This window comes from Cohaesibacter gelatinilyticus (assembly GCF_900215605.1).
Taxonomy (GTDB): domain Bacteria; phylum Pseudomonadota; class Alphaproteobacteria; order Rhizobiales; family Cohaesibacteraceae; genus Cohaesibacter; species Cohaesibacter gelatinilyticus.
On the sequence record NZ_OBEL01000006.1, the window covers coordinates 274,703 to 295,525 of the forward strand.

The 20,823-nt window shown below is 49.3% G+C and carries 18 protein-coding genes and 1 tRNA gene; 6 read left to right on the forward strand and 13 right to left on the reverse strand.

The annotated features are described in order from the left end of the window. Positions 1-48 precede the first annotated feature (48 nt). Positions 49-225: a hypothetical protein gene (locus CRO57_RS24825; protein ID WP_170956195.1), complete on the reverse strand. Its 177-nt coding sequence runs from the start codon at positions 223-225 to the stop codon at positions 49-51. Positions 226-837: 612 nt separating this feature from the next. Between CRO57_RS24825 and CRO57_RS20845 the strand changes: the two genes are divergently transcribed. Both CRO57_RS20845 and prfH read left to right on the forward strand, forming a co-directional pair. Then, a complete protein-coding gene (locus CRO57_RS20845; protein WP_097155434.1) occupies positions 838-2,037 on the forward strand; it encodes an RNA ligase RtcB family protein in 1,200 nt (399 codons plus the stop codon). Then, complete coding sequence (gene prfH, locus CRO57_RS20850) at positions 2,034-2,660, forward strand: peptide chain release factor H (RefSeq protein WP_097155435.1); 627 nt, start codon at positions 2,034-2,036, stop codon at positions 2,658-2,660. Before CRO57_RS20845 ends, prfH begins: the two co-directional genes overlap by 4 nt. Before the next feature lie 58 nt (positions 2,661-2,718). On the opposite strand, the gene CRO57_RS20855 is transcribed toward prfH, so the two are convergent. Together CRO57_RS20855 and CRO57_RS20860 are read right to left on the reverse strand one after the other, a co-directional pair. After that, entirely contained in the window at positions 2,719-4,908 is a 2,190-nt protein-coding gene (locus CRO57_RS20855; RefSeq protein ID WP_097155436.1) for a CHASE3 domain-containing protein, read from the reverse strand. 334 nt (positions 4,909-5,242) lie between these two features. Next, positions 5,243-5,668 carry a deoxycytidylate deaminase gene (locus tag CRO57_RS20860; RefSeq protein WP_097155437.1) on the reverse strand — a complete coding sequence of 142 codons (426 nt, stop codon included), beginning with the start codon at positions 5,666-5,668 and terminating at the stop codon, positions 5,243-5,245. A gap of 272 nt (positions 5,669-5,940) precedes the next feature. On the opposite strand from CRO57_RS20860, the gene CRO57_RS20865 reads away from it, so the two are divergent. After that, positions 5,941-6,279 (forward strand): hypothetical protein, encoded by a 339-nt coding sequence (locus CRO57_RS20865; protein ID WP_097155438.1) that lies wholly within the window; start codon positions 5,941-5,943, stop codon positions 6,277-6,279. 151 nt (positions 6,280-6,430) lie between these two features. Here the strand turns inward: CRO57_RS20865 and CRO57_RS20870 are convergent, their stop codons facing one another. From CRO57_RS20870 to CRO57_RS20895, 6 genes are all read right to left on the reverse strand, one after another. Beyond that, complete coding sequence (locus CRO57_RS20870; protein WP_097155439.1) at positions 6,431-7,291, reverse strand: ABC transporter permease; 861 nt, start codon at positions 7,289-7,291, stop codon at positions 6,431-6,433. Positions 7,292-7,300: 9 nt separating this feature from the next. After that, on the reverse strand, positions 7,301-8,170 hold the full coding sequence (locus CRO57_RS20875; RefSeq protein ID WP_097155440.1) for an ABC transporter permease: 870 nt from the start codon (positions 8,168-8,170) through the stop codon (positions 7,301-7,303). Between the two features lie 17 nt (positions 8,171-8,187). Further along, complete coding sequence (locus CRO57_RS20880; RefSeq protein ID WP_097155499.1) at positions 8,188-9,318, reverse strand: ABC transporter ATP-binding protein; 1,131 nt, start codon at positions 9,316-9,318, stop codon at positions 8,188-8,190. 191 nt (positions 9,319-9,509) lie between these two features. After that, positions 9,510-10,598: an extracellular solute-binding protein gene (locus tag CRO57_RS20885; protein WP_244580173.1), complete on the reverse strand. Its 1,089-nt coding sequence runs from the start codon at positions 10,596-10,598 to the stop codon at positions 9,510-9,512. A gap of 655 nt (positions 10,599-11,253) precedes the next feature. Then, positions 11,254-11,329, reverse strand: a tRNA-Glu gene (locus tag CRO57_RS20890). Between the two features lie 81 nt (positions 11,330-11,410). Further along, positions 11,411-11,788: a hypothetical protein gene (locus CRO57_RS20895; RefSeq protein ID WP_097155441.1), complete on the reverse strand. Its 378-nt coding sequence runs from the start codon at positions 11,786-11,788 to the stop codon at positions 11,411-11,413. Between CRO57_RS20895 and CRO57_RS20900 the strand changes: the two genes are divergently transcribed. The 3 genes from CRO57_RS20900 (at position 11,787) to CRO57_RS20910 (ending at position 14,538) form a co-directional block, all read left to right on the forward strand. Next, on the forward strand, positions 11,787-12,809 hold the full coding sequence (locus CRO57_RS20900; RefSeq protein WP_097155442.1) for an RluA family pseudouridine synthase: 1,023 nt from the start codon (positions 11,787-11,789) through the stop codon (positions 12,807-12,809). The two genes, CRO57_RS20895 and CRO57_RS20900, sit on opposite strands and share 2 nt — an antisense overlap. A 119-nt stretch (positions 12,810-12,928) precedes the next feature. Beyond that, positions 12,929-13,825 carry an RNA polymerase sigma factor RpoH gene (gene rpoH / locus CRO57_RS20905; protein ID WP_097155443.1) on the forward strand — a complete coding sequence of 299 codons (897 nt, stop codon included), beginning with the start codon at positions 12,929-12,931 and terminating at the stop codon, positions 13,823-13,825. 113 nt (positions 13,826-13,938) lie between these two features. After that, a complete protein-coding gene (locus tag CRO57_RS20910; RefSeq protein WP_170956196.1) occupies positions 13,939-14,538 on the forward strand; it encodes a TetR/AcrR family transcriptional regulator in 600 nt (199 codons plus the stop codon). A gap of 102 nt (positions 14,539-14,640) precedes the next feature. Here CRO57_RS20910 and CRO57_RS20915 read toward each other — a convergent pair whose 3' ends face one another. The 4 genes from CRO57_RS20915 to CRO57_RS20930 form a co-directional block, all read right to left on the reverse strand. Next, on the reverse strand, positions 14,641-16,275 hold the full coding sequence (locus tag CRO57_RS20915; protein WP_097155445.1) for a hypothetical protein: 1,635 nt from the start codon (positions 16,273-16,275) through the stop codon (positions 14,641-14,643). Between the two features lie 75 nt (positions 16,276-16,350). Then, on the reverse strand, positions 16,351-17,646 hold the full coding sequence (locus CRO57_RS20920) for an adenylosuccinate synthase (protein ID WP_097155446.1): 1,296 nt from the start codon (positions 17,644-17,646) through the stop codon (positions 16,351-16,353). Positions 17,647-17,930: 284 nt separating this feature from the next. Continuing rightward, the gene (gene serA, locus CRO57_RS20925) at positions 17,931-19,520 is read right to left on the reverse strand and encodes a phosphoglycerate dehydrogenase (protein WP_097155447.1); all 1,590 of its coding nucleotides are present in this window, start codon (positions 19,518-19,520) and stop codon (positions 17,931-17,933) included. Between the two features lie 136 nt (positions 19,521-19,656). Further along, positions 19,657-20,817 (reverse strand): phosphoserine transaminase, encoded by a 1,161-nt coding sequence (locus CRO57_RS20930; protein WP_097155448.1) that lies wholly within the window; start codon positions 20,815-20,817, stop codon positions 19,657-19,659. Positions 20,818-20,823: the final 6 nt, after the last annotated feature.

Genomic DNA, 20,823 nt, shown 5'->3' on the forward strand with positions numbered 1-20,823 from the left:
TTTTCCGAAATCATATGACTTTGGAAACAAGATGCGCATCAACGCAATCTAATGTTTCACAGGTTCAGGGGAGCCGTTCTGCGTCTCCTCTGCTTCTTGTCGAGCCATACCAATAAGGAAAGTCAAAAAACTGTAACCTGACTGCGCGGCCAGTTCTTCCAAGCCTTCCAGATGGGAATAGATGAGCGTAATACTGGATTCATTTTCTTGTTGTTGCACGTTCATAAGAACCTCCTGAATTATGTTCTTATGATTTGGAAAAACTGAATTTTTCTCAATACTAGAAACCTAGTATATTGAGAGATCGCCCTGTGGATAAGTATATTTCCAAACCTTCTCGCCGGATACCCAGTCAGTTTAATACCGATTTTTTTCTTCCATATCAAATACTTACCTTTCATCTCTTTTCATTCTTCCCACTAAAGAAGATGGTCAGTCCGTCCCATCAAGTACCGACATCTGACACCTTGCCCTGGATCCGAATGGTTGCATTCTCAAAAAGCTGCTGATATCACACGCATCCAGCTCATACCGGATCAAACGAAATCCGAGAGCAAATCTGGCGCAATAATTTTGAACTTGATGCCCGATGACCGACTTTGAAAATGGAGGGTGCCACATGCCTTATGCTGTTGAGCGTGCCCAAGAGGCCGCAAACTGATCTGAACCGACATCCCGGTTCACTCAGCCTCTGGCGCAAATTTTTCTGTCAAACACTGACCAAATACCTATCAGGGTAATTCTGACCTGCTTTTGCAAGTCCAAAGATCCCTGACAAGCACGTCTGTTTGACATCTATTTGCGCACACCAAAAGACATTTTCAAAGGACCTCTTCAATGGGCACTCCTGATTTGAATGCCGCAGCATCACGCATGGATGCTGCTGACATTCAGCATTTTTATTCTTCTCGATCATGGATCGAGGGATCAGCACTTGAGCAGTTAGAACAAGTCGCCAGCCTGCAAGGCATGCAGAAGCTGGCAGCATTTCCTGATTTACATCCGGGCAAATATGGACCGGTTGGCTGCGCAATGTTGTCTTCAAACCTGTATCCGCAACTCATCAGCAATGACATTGGTTGCGGCATGTCGCTCTTTGTGCTGGATCTACCATCCCGCAAAATCAAAATAGACAAGTCAGCCAATCAATTGGCCAAATTGGACCAGACTGCAAGTAACGCTGCGAAACAGAATACCAACCATCTGGAGGCAAACGGACTTTCTGCCACACTACATCCAGGCACACTCGGCACGATCGGCGGCGGTAATCATTTTTGCGAACTGCAGATGGTTGATCACATCGAGAATTCAGACTTGGCAACAAAAGCGGGTCTCGACAGTCATCAATCTTGCTTGCTTGTGCATTCCGGATCTCGCAGCCTCGGCACCGAAGTCTTTGCATCCATCTTGCAAAAACAAGCTCTGACTGAGGCAGAAGCAAACACCTATATGGCCCTACATGATCAGGCGGTTCGTTGGGCCAAACTCAATCGGCAATTGATTGCGGAACGGGCTGCCAGCCTGTTGCGCTGTGACTGCAAATTGATCTCGGACTCGCCGCACAATTTGGTGGAGGTCATTGAGAACATGGATGGAAGTCGATCGTTCCTTCATCGCAAAGGAGCAGCCAAAGCCGACATGGTCTTTGCGCCTTTGGCTGGCTCTCGTGATGCTTTGAGCTATCTGGTGCATCCAACTGGACGTGATGACAATGCTCTTGCTTCTCTCGCCCATGGAGCAGGCCGAAAATACAATCGCAGTTCCATGCATGGGCGCATCACTCGCAAGAGATCGGTCCGGGATGCTCTGATACACACATCTTTTGGTGGGCGTGTCATTTGCGAGGATAGCCAATTGCTCATTGAGGAAGCCCCGCAGGCATACAAGGATGCTGGCCATGTCCTGAAGGATCTGACAGATCTGCACCTGATTGAACCAGTTATGTCCTTCAAACCGTTGGTGACGTTCAAGAAATCATCCAGCGTTTCATCAAGCAAGAAGAGCTTTAACTCCAAACATCGGAGATACAAAAGATGATACAGCAATCAACAAGGCTTTTGGTGACCAGTGGCGACGGCCCCAGCGAATGTCAGAGGGCTGTCTCGCTTTGTCTTCAAAAAATGCAAAAAGCAGCACATGCAGCAGGTCTTGGCATTCAGATTGATACGATCAATAAGCCAGATAAGGGCTGCGTGCCTTCTGCTTTGGTCACACTGTCTGGTGGAGAAGTAACGGCTTTTCTTGCACAATGGTGTGGCACCATTCAATGGATATGCAAAAGTCCGTTTCGACCCAATCACAAACGCCAAAACTGGTACATCGGTGTCTTTCCTCTGGCTCAGGAAGAAGAAACGACAAAGATCAGAGCGGAGGATTTGCAATATGAAACCTTCCGTGCAGGAGGTCCTGGTGGACAACATCAAAACACCACCGACAGTGCTGTGCGTCTGACACATATTCCAAGCGGAATATCGGTCATATCCAGAGATGAGCGCTCGCAACATCGCAACAAGCATCAAGCCCTGGAACGCATGAAGGCAAAATTCATCCTTCAGGAAAGCCAGAAGAAAGCAATATCCCGGCATGATCAAAACAACCTGCACAAACAGCTCGAACGCGGAAACCCTGTTCGCACTTTTCGCGGCAAAGACTTCAGGTAAAACAATGAATAGGCCAGCCCTTTTGAGCTGGCCTATTCATATTGCCATATTTCCCGTTTCAGGCAGAACGAATATCCGCAAGGAAGCGATTGATCTGATGATCAAGAGCATCAGACTGACTGGAGAGATCAGAAGCCGCCGTAAGCACCTCACCAGATGCTGAACCAGTCTCGGATACAGAATGCTGAACCGAAGTGATATTGGATGCCACATCCTGCGTACCAACGGCTGCTTCTTGCGCTGACCGGGTAATTTCTTGTGTTGAAGCATTTTGCTGTTCAACAGCGGTGGCAATCGCCAGCATGGCTTCACCCAATTGCCCGATCACACCATGAATCTCGGTAATGGCAGAAACCGAGTCATTTGTCGCAACCTGCATTGTACCAATCTGGCTGGCAATTTCTTCCGTCGCTTTTGCAGTCTGGCTTGCCAGTTCCTTGACCTCGGATGCAACAACTGCAAATCCGCGTCCTGCTTCTCCCGCCCGTGCTGCTTCAATAGTCGCATTCAAAGCCAGCAAATTGGTCTGTTCCGCAATATCATTGATAAGCTTGATGACATCACCAACCTTTTGAGCCATGTGAGAGAGATTTTGAACAGTCTCGGTTGCATTGGAAGTGGTGGCCTGCGCTTGTTCAGCCACCTGACGACTTTCATTCACCTGGCGATTGATTTCAGAAATGGAACTGGATAATTCCTCGGATGCCGCAGCCACTGTCTGTACATTGGCAGAGGCTTCCTCAGTCGCACTTGCAACAATAGTTGATTGCTCGGAGCTCTCCTGAGCCAGACCTGACATATTCTCGGCTGTCGACTGCATCTGGGACGCTGAGCTGGCAATACTTTCCACCACACTTTTCACGTTGGTTTCCAATTCATCAGCCATCTTCATTTGAGCCGCACGTTTTTCTGCAGCCATCTGCTTCTCTGCTTCGGCCTGCTCTGCTTCCAATCGGTTCTTGGCAATCGCATTATCTTTGAAAATTTGTGTCGCCTGCGCAATATCGCCAATCTCATCCTCGCGAGACGTACCAGTTACTTCAATGGAGGTATCGCCATCAGCAAGACGACGCATCGCTTCTGTAATCCGGTTGAGCGGCCCACCAATGCCAGAGCCAATAAACCATGCCAGTGCAAGGCCAATAACGATCGCTCCCACAACAAAGCCAATAATCAAACTATATGTAGAACCGACGGTTTCAACATTGCTGGCTTGGCGAACTTCCATAAGCGTCTGCTCTTCCGCCTTGAATTCATCCATCAACTGGCGAAATTTATCAAAATACTGTTTTCCCCGGGCTTCAGCCACCAGATCCGCCATATCATCCATGGTCTTGGCATCACCAATTTCCCGTCTGAGCGCAATCATGGGTTCGACCACCTTTGTGCGCCAACCGTCAATGCTTTTCTTCATCTTGGCAAGCAGCGCCACTTGCTTTGGATTGTCATTGACTGTTTTGCTCAGTTTGGTAACCAGTTTATCAAAGGACTTTTGTCCAGTCGTATACGGTGCAAGAAAGTTCTCTTTACCTGACAGCAGATAACCACGCATACCAGTTTCCATATCAACTGCTGCTGCAAGAATTTTCTGTGTCTCTCCAATGACCTTGTAGGTATGTTCAACCCATTGGACACCCTTTTCAATCTGTTCTTTTGACAGGTATCCGCTATCCAACTCACGCTGAAATTCCTTCTGACGCTTGATAAGCAGAAGCTCTTCCCTATTCTGGAAAGTGGCAATCTGGTTGCGGAACTTATCAAAATAGGCTTTGCCGCGCGCTTCCCCAACCAGTTTGGAGACATCATTCATGGTCTTGGCATCGCCAATATCACGGCGCAACTGGATTTGCATTTTCGTCACATTGGACTGCCAATCCTTGAGAACAGCCCGCACCTTCTCCAGTCGCTCAACCTGCCCCGGATTATCACTCACCGTTTTCTGCAGTTCGTCAATACCTGCATAGGTTCGCTTTTCGCCCGACTTGTAAGGATCCAGAAATTCCTCCTTGCCAGCCAAAAGGTAACCCCGCATACCGGTTTCCATATCGACCGCAGAGGCCACAATGGCAGACGCATCTGCCATCACCACCCGGGTATGATCCACCCATTTGCTGGTGGTGGTGATCTTGTCTACATTGAAAAGGGAAATACCGCCTACAGCAGTCAACAAAACCAGAGGCGCACACACACCCAATAGAATTTTGCTTTTGGTTTTGAGGCTTGAAAATTTAAACCCGCCAAGTGCCATATCTCGCTCCCACTGCCTATCAAAATGTCCATCGATGAACAGACATCACTGGGAGGGTAAGGCACATCACACCAGTGATGATAAGTTCAGGTCGTAAGTCCTGAGAGAAAGTTATGATTAACTAATTAATAAGCCGCTAATATGCAGCCAGTTTCCGCAAATGCTTGCTGATCTTGACAAAAATTCCAAGTAATTCTTAAGAATTTTTAGGCAAGCATGAAGAAAAAAAGAAAAATCAAAAATAAATAAGCATAAATACTTATAAAATCAACAATAGACACAAAGAGAAAATAAACTGAAGTGAACAATCAACTGATAATATCAATATGAGAATTCACCTTAAAATTGCAATTTCAATACCACAATCCTCGAGGATTTGCTCACTTCTAGTCGTATCAAAACGGGCAGCAATACCATCATTATGACGCCAGATCACTCGAGCGACACCAAGCTGGGCAAGGTTTTTTGCACACTCCTTGCACGGCGGATGAGTGATATAAACACTAAACCCCTTTATCGGCTCATGGGCGGAAAAAGCAGCATTCATTTCCGCATGAATCACGCGATCATATTTCTCGGACCGATCTTCATAATGGTCAGGCACATCCGCCATACGGCGCGGAAAGCCGTTATAGCCGACGGCAGCAATGGTCTTGTCCGGACGACAGATTGCAGCCCCCACTTTGGTGGATGGATCGCGGCTACGTTTGGCTGCCTGCTCTGCAAACCCCATCATCCATTCATCAAATCCCGGCCGCATGAACGTCTCCATCATTTCTTGACTGGCAAGCCCACATATCGCGCTCGTGCCTCAACTCAAACTAAGGCACAATAGCTCGCAGGAAAAGCTGGAAACTCAGCGTTCGTCAGACGGGAGACAAAAATCAATCAGAAATCCGGTAAACAATTGGAATTGAATGAATTTTCTCTATAAAGCAGATCATCTTCAGAAACAATAGCTACACATGTTCCCGTTGCCGTTAGGTCACCACATCACTAGCGTCGATATTTTACGCAACCGGGACAGTCAGTATGACAACAAAACGAGCCAAAATAATTGGTGCGGGCCTGCTGGGGCTTGCAGCTTTGACAACCACCATACCAGCAGCACAAGCGCGTCAGTATTTTCTGGTAATTCATACCGCCAATGCAACAGGTTTTTCTACCAAAAGTGAATGTGAACGCCACGCCAGCAGCACCTATGGATGTCGTTTGGGATTGGCAGGTAAATATTGCAGCGGCACCGATGTCTTCGTAAACAACCGGGTTGCTGACATGATGGTACAAAATTATCGAGCAAAAAGAAAAATCATCGTGCGTTACAAAAATTCCAACGGAAGTTTCGGCAGCCGAATTTGCAGTTTCAATTGAGCATCATCAGTCACAATAAAATCAAGACATGAACAATAGCTGACACGATTAAAGCGCGAGGAGCATGGCCCATCGCGCTTTTTTTTTCGCAGTATCCCACGTAAAGAAACTGCATGGTTTCCAGAACCAAAAGACGTCCAAAAAGTGCGCCTTATGATTTTTTCTTGTCTTGCTGCACAAAGATGGAAATAAACGCAAGCGTTGCCGAGATAAGAATGAGGAGGAGCGACACAGCATTCAATGCTGGTGTTGAGCCCTGTTTCAATCGATCAAACATTGTAATCGTCAGAGGTGAATCTGAGCCCGTCAACATCAATGTCGTGTTGAAGTTTTCAAACGACATGAGGAAACAGATGATCCCTGCCCCGATCAAGGCAGGCTTTAAAAATGGAATAGTGATCGTTCGGACCGCTTCCAGTTTGGTTGCCCCCAGATTCAGCGCTGCCTCCTCCAAGCTGATGTCGAACTTCCGTAAACGTGCAGATATAACCAAGGTGGTAATCGTCGTTACAAATGCGAACTGCCCCATTATCACCAGCACAAGACCGGGGCGTAACGCCTCAATCTCGTATCCCCATACATCCTCTACATTGTTTACAATCGAGTTTGCAAAAATAAGGATCGAGATACCAAGAATGACACCGGGAATGACAAGAGGCGTCAGTGCCAGAACATAGAGAAGGTTCTTGCCCGGAAAATTTGTACGCTCAAACAGGAACGCATTGCAGGTGCCAACAAACAGCGACAACGCAGTCACCCAGAGCGCAATAAAGGCAGAATAGCCAAAACTTTCAAGCAGTGCTCCATCATTGAAAACACCCAAACGTGGTTCGACATCACCAACAAACCAATCCAGTGTGAAGCCTTCCCAAGGCATTGATGGAAACAGGCTGTCATTGAAAGCAAATACGCCAACGACAATCAAAGGGGCCGCCAGATAGATGAAGAACACTGCAACATAGGCTTGATACAGACGGATGCCTGCTTTTGGTTGTGGAATTGACGGTATCATCGCTGCCTCCTACTTCACGGTATCTGCAAGGGTCTGTCGGCTTAACTTGAGACCAGCCCAGACGATGAGTGACGATAGAATGAGCAACATGAAGCCAAATGCCGAACCAGACTCCCAATTGAAGCGCGTGATAAACTGATTGTAGATCTGTTCCGTAAACCACAGACTATCCTTGCCACCCAGCAGGGTCGGGGTGAGGTAATTGCCCAACGTCAGCATGAAGACAACAATACAGCCTGAAGCAATGCCCGGCATGGCATGTGGGATAACGATATCACGCAGGATCGTGAAACCATTCCCACCCAGATCATAGCCTGCCTCTATAAGGCTATCATCCAATGTATCAAGCACTGTAACTAGCGGCACAACCATGAACAACATCGATGTATAAACAAGCCCGGTCATGAGTGACGCATCATTATAGAGCATCTCAACCGGCCCGGAAACCAAACCGGACCATTGCAAGAAGGAACTAATGACGCCGCTTTCACGCAACAGGATCATCCACCCGAATGTACGCACCAATTCCGATACCCAGAAAGGCAAAAGGCAGGCCAGAAAGAGCGTTGCCCGAATTTTTCCCTTCGCAATCTTTGCGATATAGTAGGAAATCGGAAAACCGACGATTAACGTGATGAAAGTCGCCAAAATTGACATCACCGCCGTACGCAGGAAGGTATTCCAATAAAGCGGTTCCGTGAAAAATTCGACATAATTTTGCAGACTGAAGGCATATTCCCGATAGCCGAGCTTTTCCCGCAGCGAGACGATCAGAAGATCGACATGCGGCAACATGATCAGAAAAACCAACCAGATCAGCAATGGCAACATCAAAAGCAAAGTGCTTGCCTTGAAAGCCGTTTTGGTGGAAGAAGTCATCACCTTTTCCTCATGCTTTACGATGCCTGCAATTGCTTGGAATAGGCGCGAGATTTTTCAATCTTCCATGTCAGTTGGACCATTTCTCCGCTGGCCAGATCTGAAAATGCACCAGTCTGTGGCAGGGTAACCAGAACCTTGTGACCACTCTGCTCGTCAATCACCTCGACACGACTATTGGCCCCATCGAAGAAAAGATTGGTGACACGACCAACGAAATTGTTCTGACCATCCTCAAAATGCGTGATGTTGCTTTCTCCATCTGATCGTTCAATCGAAATGGCTTCTGGCCGGACGAACAGATCAACATCTTCGCCAGCATTCAATGGTGTGTCACTTGCTTTCCTGACAACAATTTCCCCGCCTTCATCAAGGGCAACCATAGCTTGGTCGCCTGAGACGGACTGAATACGACCCGACCAACGATTGGTATCACCAACAAAGCCTGCCACAAAAGAAGTGTGCGGATGGTAATAGAGATCTTGCGGGGTTCCAACCTGCTCGAATTTCCCATGGTTCATCACTGCGACATGATCAGACATGACAAGAGCTTCAGACTGATCATGGGTGATGTAAACGAAGGTCGTGCCAATTTGCGCCTGCAGTTGCTTGAGCTCCACTTTCATATGTTCGCGCAGTTTCAAATCGAGTGCGCCAAGGGGCTCATCAAGCAACAGCAAGGTTGGCTCCAGCACCAGTGAACGAGCAATGGCAACGCGCTGTCTCTGACCGCCAGACAATTGATCAACGCTCTTCGAACCTGCATCTGGCAAGGATACCCGCTCCAATACATCCTTGACGCGATGTTCAATTTCACTGGTTGCCATTTTCCGCCGCTTCAAGCCGTAGGCAACATTCTCGGCAACGCTCATCATCGGGAACAAGGCCAGATGCTGGAACACCATATTGACCGGGCGTTTGTTGGGCGGCACTCCCAACATCGATTTCCCCTTGATGTCAAGACTGCCTGATGTCGGCTCGAGAAAACCAGCCAACATGCGCAACAATGTGGTTTTGCCGCAACCACTGGGGCCAAGAATTGAGAAAAAAGAGCCCTGTTGCACTTGTAACGAAACATTGTCTACGGCGATGAAGGAATCAAAGGTCTTGACCAGATCTCGGCATTCCAGGTCTAGCGGCTGGCTCATGTAGTCTTTTCCGAATTGGGCAACTGGTGTTTGAGGCGTCGTGAGTTCAGCGCAGGAGAAAACACCATGCTTTGTCTTTAAATACCAACTGATTTCAAGCATTTCAGCTGGTTCGCTTATTCTGAAGCAAGCAAACGCAAAAGGCTCCTTCGGGCGTTGCCCGAAGGAGCTTCTTTTATCAGGCGCGACAATTAGTTGCTTTTCGCAGCCTTAACGCGATCAAGCACCTTGCCTTCGATGGTTTCCAAGCCGGCAGGCACTGGTGGATACCATTTGATGTTATCCAGATCTGCAGGTGGGAAGGACGCCTTGAATTGTGCTTTCAGCTTGTCTTCGGCGAAATCGTCAGCCCCTTTGGATGCAGTAAAGTTACCAGCCGAAGCGGTAATCTTCGCAGCAACTTCTGGACGCATCACAAAGTTGATCCACTTGTAAGCTGCATCATCATTCTTACCCTTTTTCGGTAGAACAAAGGTATCGATCCAGCCCAGAGCACCTGATTTTGGCGCAACGAAAGTCACATCAGCATTGTCGCCGTTCAATTTCCAACCGCCGGTATCCCATGCCATCGCGGCAGTGACTTCACCTGAGCGGACCAGATTGAGAAGGGAATCGCCACCTTCCCAATAGGTTTTGACATTGCCCTTACAGGAGATCAGCTTTTCCTGAACCTTGTCCATGATGCCCTGATAGGCTGCCTTGTCACCATAAGCGGCAAATGGATCATGGCCCAGAGCAAAAGCAAAGCCGATCAACGTAGGACGCTTCAGACGATAGGAAACTTTTCCTTTGACGTCATCCAGGCAAAGATCCGTGTAATCCTTGACCATGCTGGCCTTCTTGGTGTCGAGCACCAGGCCGGAGGTTCCCCAAACATGCGGAACACCATATACCTCACCTTTGAAGGTGGTGTTGGCTTTGGTAGCATCCAGCATGGATGCAATAAACTGACCAGCATCGATCTTGGACAGATCCATTGGTTTATAGATGCGGTGTTCAGCCTGTGCACCGGATACGCGGTCTTGGCTAGGCTGGGCCAGGTCAAATCCACCGCCGCCAGTCGCACGCAACTTTGCGATCATTTCTTCGTTATTGGACTTGGTCACCTTGACATCGATGCCCGTCTCATCCTTGAACATCTTGACCACTGCGTCCGGAGCATAACCGCCCCAGGTCAGCAAGCGCAGTTCTTCGGCTTGTACGGAACCAGAAGCGAAGGCCAAGCCGGCCAAAACCGTGACACCCATCATCTTGGACTTCATCGCAACAGTCAGTTTCATTTGACTACTCTCCCTATTGGATTGTTCTGCGTTCTTTTTTAAGGCGTTGCACGGCTTTAAAAACCGTACATTTGATTTTCAGGCATTGAACCCGTCAAAACTGTCGCAAAGTTTAGACACAATTATTCACACCTGACAATGCAGGATCAGATAGTTTTGTAATAATTTTTTCAACTCAATTCATTATATACAATTTATTTCAGAGCCAATATCACAATCTTTCTGATCACTTGGCATACAGACATCAGATGAATATGAAGGTATTGTGATGGAATCTACGCTTTGTGATCAATTGCTGCTTCCATTTCACAAAGCAATGAATCGCTCTTTTTCGATCAAGCCGGAAAGCAGCCGATTTTGTAGGAAAAACCACTGATTTTCCTGATCTTGAAGCATTGATGATCTATGCTAGGTATCATTGCATACCAATAAGGATCAGGTTTACCCTCTACATGGTTTCTGTGTTGTTGCAGCAATGGGGATTTGTCTCTGAATTTTTTGATTTTCTCAGCCGCAATCGATCCAAGCGGATCATGCACTTCAGTTGAATACTATCAACCAATCAAAAATCCGAGATATAAACAGCGGCAAAAACAACAAAAGCGCGAAGAGCATGGCTCATCGCGCTTTTTGTTGTCGCAACCCACTTGGAAAGTGGCACGCCCTACGGGACTCGAACCCGTGTTTCCGCCGTGAAAGGGCGGCGTCCTAGACCGCTAGACGAAGGGCGCTTAGCGATGGGCGGTTTATAGGAAGCTTTTTCAAATGACGCAACATCTCTTTGAAACTTCCTGTGAATTATCGCTCAATTGTCACTGTGCCTGTGGAATAAACTGAACGCGTTTGATCACAGCCATGCTCTCTCCATCCAATTGCAACACGGATTGCACGCCCTTGCCTTCAATCAGAACATAGACATACCCATTATCGCTGGACATGCTGACGACCCGCTCTCCAGACTGCAAAATTTGCGTAACAGGGCCAGATTGTAAGGCGGGAGCGCTGGAAGCACTTTTCTTATTGCCCACGCTCTTGTAGACAATGACGCCAATGATGGCAGCAATGCCAATAAGCATAATCAGGCCAGACCAGATGACAAGCTTGCGCATTTTGCGCTGCACTTCCAGAAATCCTGGATGTTGATGCGGGTCATCCCCGGTTGGCTGCTGGTCGAAAGATGATTGAGACATGTCTGCTACTCAAGCTGAAAACGAAACTCTGAGCTTTTTAGTCGAAGATGAAGACGCTGGAAAGCGCCTTGATGCATTTATTGCCGCAAAAGAAGGCAGCCTGTCGCGCTCACGCTTCAAAAGCCTGATCAAGGAAGGCCATGTCAGCTCCATCAGCGAGCAGGGCGAAAGCAAGGTCGTCAAAGAACCGAATCATCGTGTCGCGCTTGGCCAAACCATCACCATCACCATGCCGCCACCAGAGGACCCAACCCCGTTGGGCGAAGATATCCCGCTGGACATCACCTATGAAGATGATCATCTGATCGTCATCAACAAGCCGACTGGCCTTGTGGTGCATCCGGCAGCGGGCAACTGGACTGGTACGCTGGTCAATGCCCTCATCCATCATTGCGGCGATAGCCTCTCTGGCATTGGCGGCGTCCGTCGTCCCGGCATCGTTCACCGGCTGGACAAGGAGACCTCCGGCCTTCTTGTCGTGGCCAAGACAGATGCCGCTCACAAAGGTTTGTCAGAACAATTTGCCGACCACGGCCGCACCGGACCACTCGTTCGTGCTTATCAGGCTCTGGTTTGGGACAAGCTGGACCGCCGCAAGGGTACCATCAATACCCAGATCGGCCGTTCTCACAACAATCGCCTGAAAATGATGGTGTTAAAAGAAGGTGGTCGCCAAGCCATCACCCATTATCAGGTCATGGAAGAATTTACCTCTGGCTCCGATATCGTGGCCTCACGCGTGGAATGCCGTCTTGAAACCGGCCGCACCCACCAGATCCGCGTTCATATGGCTCATATTGGCCACCCACTGATCGGTGATCCGGAATATGGGCAGGGCTTCAAATCCAAGCTGAACAAGCTTCCTGATACTCTTGCCCGCCATATCGAGAAAAGAAAGCGTCAAGCCTTGCATGCCGGCCTTCTGGGGTTTGCTCATCCAATCACTGGCGAAGAGATGGTTTTTGAAAGCGAAATGCCACAAGATCTCAAGAATGTGATGAAAGCCCTGCAAAATATGTAGGCTTCCCCCTGTAATTGCCCAATTTAGGCCTATATTGTGAAGATATGATTTTTTGTGTTGCAGGCCATTCTGGCTGCGACGGGCATCCCGCCTGATTGGGGGATCGAGGAAAGATATAAATGGCATCTGATTCTGGTAATATCCCGGCGATTTCCAGCTCCACTGGGGGGCTGAGCCGTTATTTGAGCGAAATTCGTCGTTTCCCGATGCTTGAGCCGCAAGAAGAATATATGCTGGCCAAGCGTTATGCCGAACACGGGGACAAGAAAGCCGCCCATAAAATGGTAACGAGCCATTTGCGTCTGGTTGCCAAAATTGCCATGGGCTATCGCGGCTATGGTCTTCCCGTCTCCGAGGTAGTCTCTGAGGGCAATGTTGGCCTGATGCAGGCAGTAAAACGTTTTGACCCTGAAAAAGGCTTCCGCTTGGCTACCTACGCCATGTGGTGGATCCGCGCCTCCATTCAGGAATATATTCTGCGCTCCTGGTCCTTGGTCAAGATGGGTACAACTGCAAACCAGAAACGCCTTTTCTTTAATCTGCGCAAGGTTAAAGGCCAGATTCAGGCACTGGAAGATGGCGACCTGAAACCGGAACAAGTCGACTATATCGCCGAAAAACTTGGCGTTTCCAATGAAGAAGTCGTTTCCATGAACCGACGCCTTGGAGGTGATGCATCGCTCAACGCACCATTGAAAGCCGATGGTGAAAGCGGCCAATGGCAGGATTGGCTGGTGGATGAAAGCGAAAGTCAGGAATCTGTACTCGCTGACAAGGAAGAATTCAATCATCGCATGGAGCTCCTCACCGAAGCGATGGACATTCTGAATGAGCGTGAACGTCGTATCTTTGAAGCACGCCGCCTGAGTGAAAAACCCGAAACACTTGAGTCGTTGTCCGAGGAATTTGGTGTCAGCCGTGAACGAATTCGCCAAATCGAAGTCCGTGCTTTTGAAAAAGTGCAAGAAGCCGTCCAAAAAGCTGCAACTAAAGCATTAGAAGCAAGCCTAGGTTGAGAAAGTATCTTGATTTAAGCAGTTACCCGTAAGAAACTAACGCCCATTGGGTAAGCAAGGTGACGTTTCGGCCATATCAAATCATGATATGGCCAACAAACCTGGAGGTGTTTATGGGCCGAGCAAGAGGCTTTAATGAAGAAGACGTGATCGATAAAGCGACGACGCTTTTTTGGCAACGCGGGTTCAATGGAACCTCAATGCGCGATCTCGTGAACGCAACAGGCTTGGCAAAAGCAAGCCTTTACAATGCCTTTGGCAACAAGGAAGCCCTGTTCACAGAGGTTCTCAACCATTATATCAATGTCAAGCAAACCAGAGTGCTGACACCATTGGTGACAATGGAACCTGCACGCAGAGCAATTGAGACATACTTTTCAAATTTGGCAAGATCCACGGAAGAAAATAAAAGAACACCAGGCTGTCTGCTGATCAATACAGCAACTGAGCAAGGACCTCACGACGAGAGCTTTCGCGAGATCGTTGATAACGGCATCGGCAGAACCGAACGCCACATCAAGGAAGCATTGCAACGAGGTATCAAGGATGGCTCGATCGATAGACGGATTGATCCGGACCTTTCTGCTTATTGCCTTGTCAGTACGGTCATTGCCATCCGTGCACAAGCCTGCAAGGGCATCGATACGGGCAAATTGAAAGCCTTGATCGAGGCCAATCTGGCAGTCCATGCGCCAGCTCCGCAGGCAAAATGAGCTTTTCAGGCATCTACACCGAACATACTGCACAAAATTAAAGGGCCCACAGAGGCCCTTTAATTCTATCAATTGCTTTGGTTGGCATAGATCGCCGAGTTTCTATTTGCTCCACTGGCGCAAAGCACTTTCCATGACCGTATTGCCGCTATCGCCCTTTCGCAGCGTCAGAATACCTCGTCGGCCAGACTTGAAGAGAATAGGCATATCAATCCATTGTCGCAGTTCCAAAAGCTCCAGATTATAACGCAAAGCCTTGGGACCAGAGGTCAAGGCAATCCAGTGTAGATCGTCAGCGATCCGTACCGGTTCGCCAAAGAGCCCTTGCCCTCTGCTGCCTTCAGTCGGCTTCATGATCAGGCCAGGAATCTTATCAACCTTGAGATCTTCTGCAGCACCCTGCTTGGAAACTTCAATCTCGATCAAATGAGATGCTGGAAGAGAAGCATCTTTGTTCTTGGACATGCGGATCTTGAACGAAATATCACGTTTTGGAACAGCCACAGCTATGGTGACGACAGCATCTTCACCCTCACCTTCCAGATTCCAGACCGTTTGCCCGGGATTGGCCTGTCCATCACTTCCTTCCGCCGCATTTTCCTCATAGAAAATAGCCTGAATTCCAGTATCCTCAACCTTTGCAGCTTGATCTTCTGCCGCCGGGGCTTCCTCGGAATTTGGATTTGTTGATGTCACTGGAGCAGATGAAACGTCGCTTTGATCTGGTTGGCTGGTGCTCTGTGTCTCACCTTGCTGCGACGTATCCTGCTCGGGTGTCACCGTAACAGTACGAACATTCTTGGCAACCATCTCGCCTTTGGCATCAGTCTTGTCCTCTGCGCTCTGAACAGGCTCTTTGGATCCCTTGTCCTCTGACGACGCATCAACGGAGGAACCGCCATCCGTCGTCGAGCCCAAAAACTCCGTCTTGTTCTGATACAGAAGATAGGAACTTCCCCCCAGAACAATCGCAACAACCGCAACCAATGCGAACAGTGCAAATCCAGAGGATTTTTCTTCTTCCTGAATACCGGGACCACGGCTTTTTGCCTTGTCCATATCTGCACCCACCGAAGTGACCGGAGAAGATGCCTTATAGGTTTTGGAGCTGGAAACAACAGCTTCGCCCAGCGTAGGCTCGATCCGAGATGCCTCACCTTTGCGCTGATCGCCGACAATATCAGCCGTTTCTTGAGCAGATTTAACGGCAGCACTTGTAGCGGTACCAAGCTTTTCTGCATCACGCACCGCATTTTTAAGCACATCCTGTCCGGCACGGCGGACAACGCGATCTTCGCTTTCCAACGGTTCTTTGGCTGATCCTGTGTCTACAGAATCATTCCCGTCATCCTTGACATCAGGGGCTGACGGACTTTCGGAGACCGAAACTGTTGGAGCCTTATTGGAAACAATCGGTTCTTGCGAGACAGGTGCTTCAACCTGAGGCTCTGAAACCACCGGAGCTGAAGGAGTGGTCGGTTCCACGGCGTCTGCCGCAGAAGAGACATTTTCCTGCGCCTCACCTTCCAACATCAAATCGCGCTCGACAGACCGAACAGCCTCTTCCAGCGCAACCCTTTGCTTGGAAATTTCGGCGGGAGGAAGAGGCGGGTTCATGCCTTGCAACTGTTTGAGCAGCGCATTGCGGGCCTTGTCATAAACAGCCTGCCGTTGCTCTCTGGTGCTATCTGGAAGCGCAACAACCGCACGCTTCAAAATTGCATAATAGTCCGCCATTCTCTTCCTCTTCTACTCCCTATCAGTCTGACGCGCATGACAACTGACAGGAAAGCCCGATCTTTCATCCCTATCCTAATCCTGATAAGGATCTTGAACAAGAATCGTATCGTCACGCTCTGGACTTGTAGAGAGTAGCGCAACAGGCGCACCAATCAACTCCTCAACGTGACGAACATATTTCACGGCCTGAGCAGGAAGATCATTCCAGGTTCTTGCACCTGCTGTCGTATCCTTCCAGCCTTCAAGCGTCTCATAGATAGGTTCAACCCGTGCCTGGGCTCCTTGAGAAGCCGGCAGATAGTCAATTTCCTCACCATCCAGCTTGTAACCGACACAGATCTTGATCTCTTCCAGACCATCGAGCACATCCAGCTTGGTCAAGGCAATCCCTGTAATTCCGGAGGTACAGATGGTCTGCTTCACCAGGACAGCATCGAACCAACCGCAACGGCGACTGCGTCCGGTCACTGTCCCGAATTCGTGACCGCGCTCACCAAGGAATTGGCCCACTTCATTAAGCTGCTCGGTCGGGAAAGGTCCCTCACCCACACGGGTTGTGTAGGCTTTGGTGATGCCCAGAACATAATCAAGAGCCTGTGGACCAAGACCTGAACCAGCAGATGCCTGACCGGCAATCGTGTTGGAAGACGTCACAAATGGATAGGTTCCATGATCAATATCCAACAGCGCGCCTTGCGCACCCTCGAACAAGATTCGCTTGCCGGCCTTGCGAGCAGCATTGAGGAAACGCCATACGCTATCCATGAAAGGTAGAACATTGGGCGCAACGCTCGTCAATTCCTCATAAATAGCGTCAGCAGAGATCTCTTCCACACCCAAACCACGACGCAAGGGATTGTGGTGCGCCAGCAGCCGATCAATCTTGGCACGCAATGTGCTTTCATTGGCCAGATCCATCAGGCGGATCGCACGGCGCCCCACCTTGTCTTCATATGCTGGGCCAATACCACGTTTGGTAGTACCGATCTTGGTACCTTCTGCAGCAGCATTTTCGCGAAGAGCATCCAATTCGCGATGCAAGGAAAGAATAAGGGTAGCATTTTCGGCAATACGCAGATTCTCGCGGGACACTGTCACTCCCTGCTCTGCCAGACGGCCCATTTCGGCCACAAGAGCATGAGGATCAACCACCACACCATTACCAATCACACCAATGGTGCCTTTGCGTACAACACCAGATGGCAGCAAACTCAACTTATAACTGACACCATCGATGACGAGCGTATGACCAGCATTATGACCGCCCTGAAAACGCACCACAATATCAGCCCGTTCGGACAGCCAGTCCACAATCTTGCCTTTACCCTCGTCGCCCCACTGCGACCCGACGACCACGACATTTGCCATAGATGCCAGCTCCTTATGTCTATCTGCTCTGATTGGCGCGGCAAAACTCACTTTGCCGAAAAAATAGAAGTTATGAGACTATGCCCCACAAACGCGCGGACTATAGACAAATTCAATTCCAAGCGCGACTCCGAATTAGGGACAATTGCCGCTTTCCTGACAGCATAAGTCATAATTCTGACGCTTTTCCCCGATCAACCGCTCTCGAAATGCGTCAAAAACCCAAAAAACCCGCCCTTCTGGTAAAAGGGCAGGCTTTCTAGAGAGAATCTTTGCAAAAGGGCTCAGAGAGCAAATTTCAGAACTTTGGTCTGAACAACACCTTCCAGACCCTCAATCTGTTTTACAATTGGCTCACTCACATCACCATCAATCTCAAGCAAGGCGATTGCCTCATCGCCAGCTTCTTTACGGCCAAGATTGAAGGTTGCAATATTGAGAGCTTCCTGACCAAGAACAGTCCCCAGACGACCAATGAAGCCAGGCTTATCATGGTTGGTGATATAAAGCATGGTCTCGCCCAGAGTGGCCTCCATATTGATGCCTTTGATCTGGATGATCCGTGGTTTGCCATTGGAGAAGACAGTACCCGCAACAGAACGCTCCTGACGTTCGGTCAGGATGGTCAGGCGAATATAATTCTCATAAGCACCTTGCTGTTCACGACGGGTTTCTTCCACAACGATACCGCGATCTTTGGCAACAGCTGGCGCTGACACCATATTCACGCTGGACAACAGTGGCTTCAGAACACCGGACAGAACAACAGAAGTCAGCGCACGGGTATTCATGTCAGCAACCTGACCTTCATATTCGATGCGAACACCTTTCAGACCGGTTTCAGTCAGCTGACCGGCAAAGGAACCAAGCTGTTCGGCCAGTTTGACGAATGGTGTCAAACGAGGCGCTTCCTCGGCGGTGATGGATGGCATATTGAGCGCGTTGGAAACAGCACCGTTGACCAGATAGTCAGCCATCTGTTCGGCCACCTGAATGGCCACATTTTCCTGAGCTTCAGAAGTAGAAGCACCAAGATGCGGGGTGCAGACGATATTTGGGCAACCAAACAATACATTCTCTTTGGCAGGCTCTTCAGAGAAGACATCAAATGCAGCTCCGGCAACCTTGCCAGATTTCAATGCTTCAGCCAGAGCTTCCTCGTCAACCAGACCACCACGCGCACAATTGATGATGCGCACACCGTCTTTCATGGATGCGATCGCTTCGCGAGAAACAACATTGCGTGTCTTATCGGTCAGCGGAGTATGCAAGGAAATGAAGTCAGCACGTTTGAAGAGGTCTTCCAGCTCCACTTTCTCAACGCCCAACTCGATGGCACGCTCTGGAGAAAGGAATGGATCAAACGCAATCACCTTCATTTTCAAGCCAACCGCACGAGTGGCAACAATACCACCAATGTTACCACAACCAATCACACCCAAAGTCTTGTTGGTGATTTCAACACCCATGAATTTGGATTTTTCCCACTTGCCCTGCTGAGTGGACGCATCAGCCGCCGGGATCTGGCGAGCACAGGCAAACATCATGGCGATGGCATGCTCGGCAGTGGTAATGGAGTTACCGAATGGAGTATTCATCACAATGACACCGCGCTGGGTAGCAGCATCAATATCGACATTATCGACACCAATACCGGCACGACCAATCACTTTCAGATTATCTGCGGCGGCAATCACTTTCTCGGTTGCCTTGGTCGCGGAGCGAATAGCCAAACCATCATACTGGCCGATCACTTCCAGAAGCTTGTCTTTGTCCTTGCCGAGATCTGGCAGGTAATCAACTTCAACGCCTTTGTCTTTGAAGACCTGAACAGCAGTTGGAGACAGTTTGTCGGAAATCAGTACCTTAGCCATGGTTTCATCCTCATGGTGCTGGCAGAAGCGCGATAGCTCAACTCAAGATGCAGCTTCTGCGTCAGGAGGCGTCCTGATCATCAGAACGCTCCTCATAATAGAAAATTCGTGAATATTTGCTCGTCTGGAGCGAAGCTTAAAGGGAAGCTTTTTCTTGCTCGAACGCCCAGTCCAACCAAGGGGTCAGCGCTTCCAGATCAGATGCTTCAACTGTTGCACCAGCCCAGATCCGAAGACCGGATGGCGCATCACGATAAGCACCGATGTCAAAGGCAACGCCCTCTTTATCGAGGCGAGAAACCAAAGCTTTGGCGAAAGCAGCCTGAGCATCGGCATCCAGCGCAGCCACTGTTTCATCAACGATGGTCAGACAGACAGAGCTGTTGGAGCGAGTGGCTTTGTCCTTGGCAAGGAAATCAACCCAAGGGGTATTCTCAGCCCAAGCTTCCAAAACCGCCAGATTGGCATTGGCACGACCGATCAAAGCGTCCAGACCACCAATTTCCTTGGCCCAAGCCAGAGCATCCAGATAATCTTCAACGCACAGCATGGAAGGAGTATTGATGGTGGCACCCTCAAAGATACCATTGATCAGCTTGCCACTTTTGGTCAGGCGAAAAATCTTTGGCAATGGCCAAGCCGGGACATAGCTTTCCAGACGCTCAACGGCGCGTGGAGACAGGATCAGCATGCCGTGAGCTGCTTCACCGCCCAGCACTTTCTGCCAGCTGTAAGTGGTCACATCCAGTTTGTCCCACTCAAGTGGTTGAGCGAAAGCAGCAGACGTCGCATCACAAATGGTCAAACCTTCACGATCTGCCGGGATCCAGTCGCCATTTGGCACACAAACGCCTGAAGTCGTGCCATTCCATGTGAAGACCACATCACGAGCGAAATCAACATCGGCGAGATTTGGCAGGGTACCATAATCGGCTTCCATGACGCGAACATCATCAAGCTTGAGCTGTTTGGTGACATCCGTCGCCCAGCCTTTGCCGAAGCTCTCCCAAACAAGCATATCAACGCCGCGCGCTCCAAGAAGAGACCACAGAGCCATTTCGACCGCACCAGTATCGGACGCAGGAACGATGCCAATCTTGTAGTTTGCTGGGATACCAAGCACTTCGCGGGTCTGCTCAATGGCATCCTTCAGCTTGGTCTTACCAATTTTTGCTCGGTGAGAACGGCCCAGCGCAGCATCTTTCAGGCTGTCCAAAGACCAGCCTGGACGCTTGGAGCAAGGACCAGAAGAAAAATGGGGATTGTTCGGCCGTGTGGCCGGTAGTGTAGTGCTCATAATTAG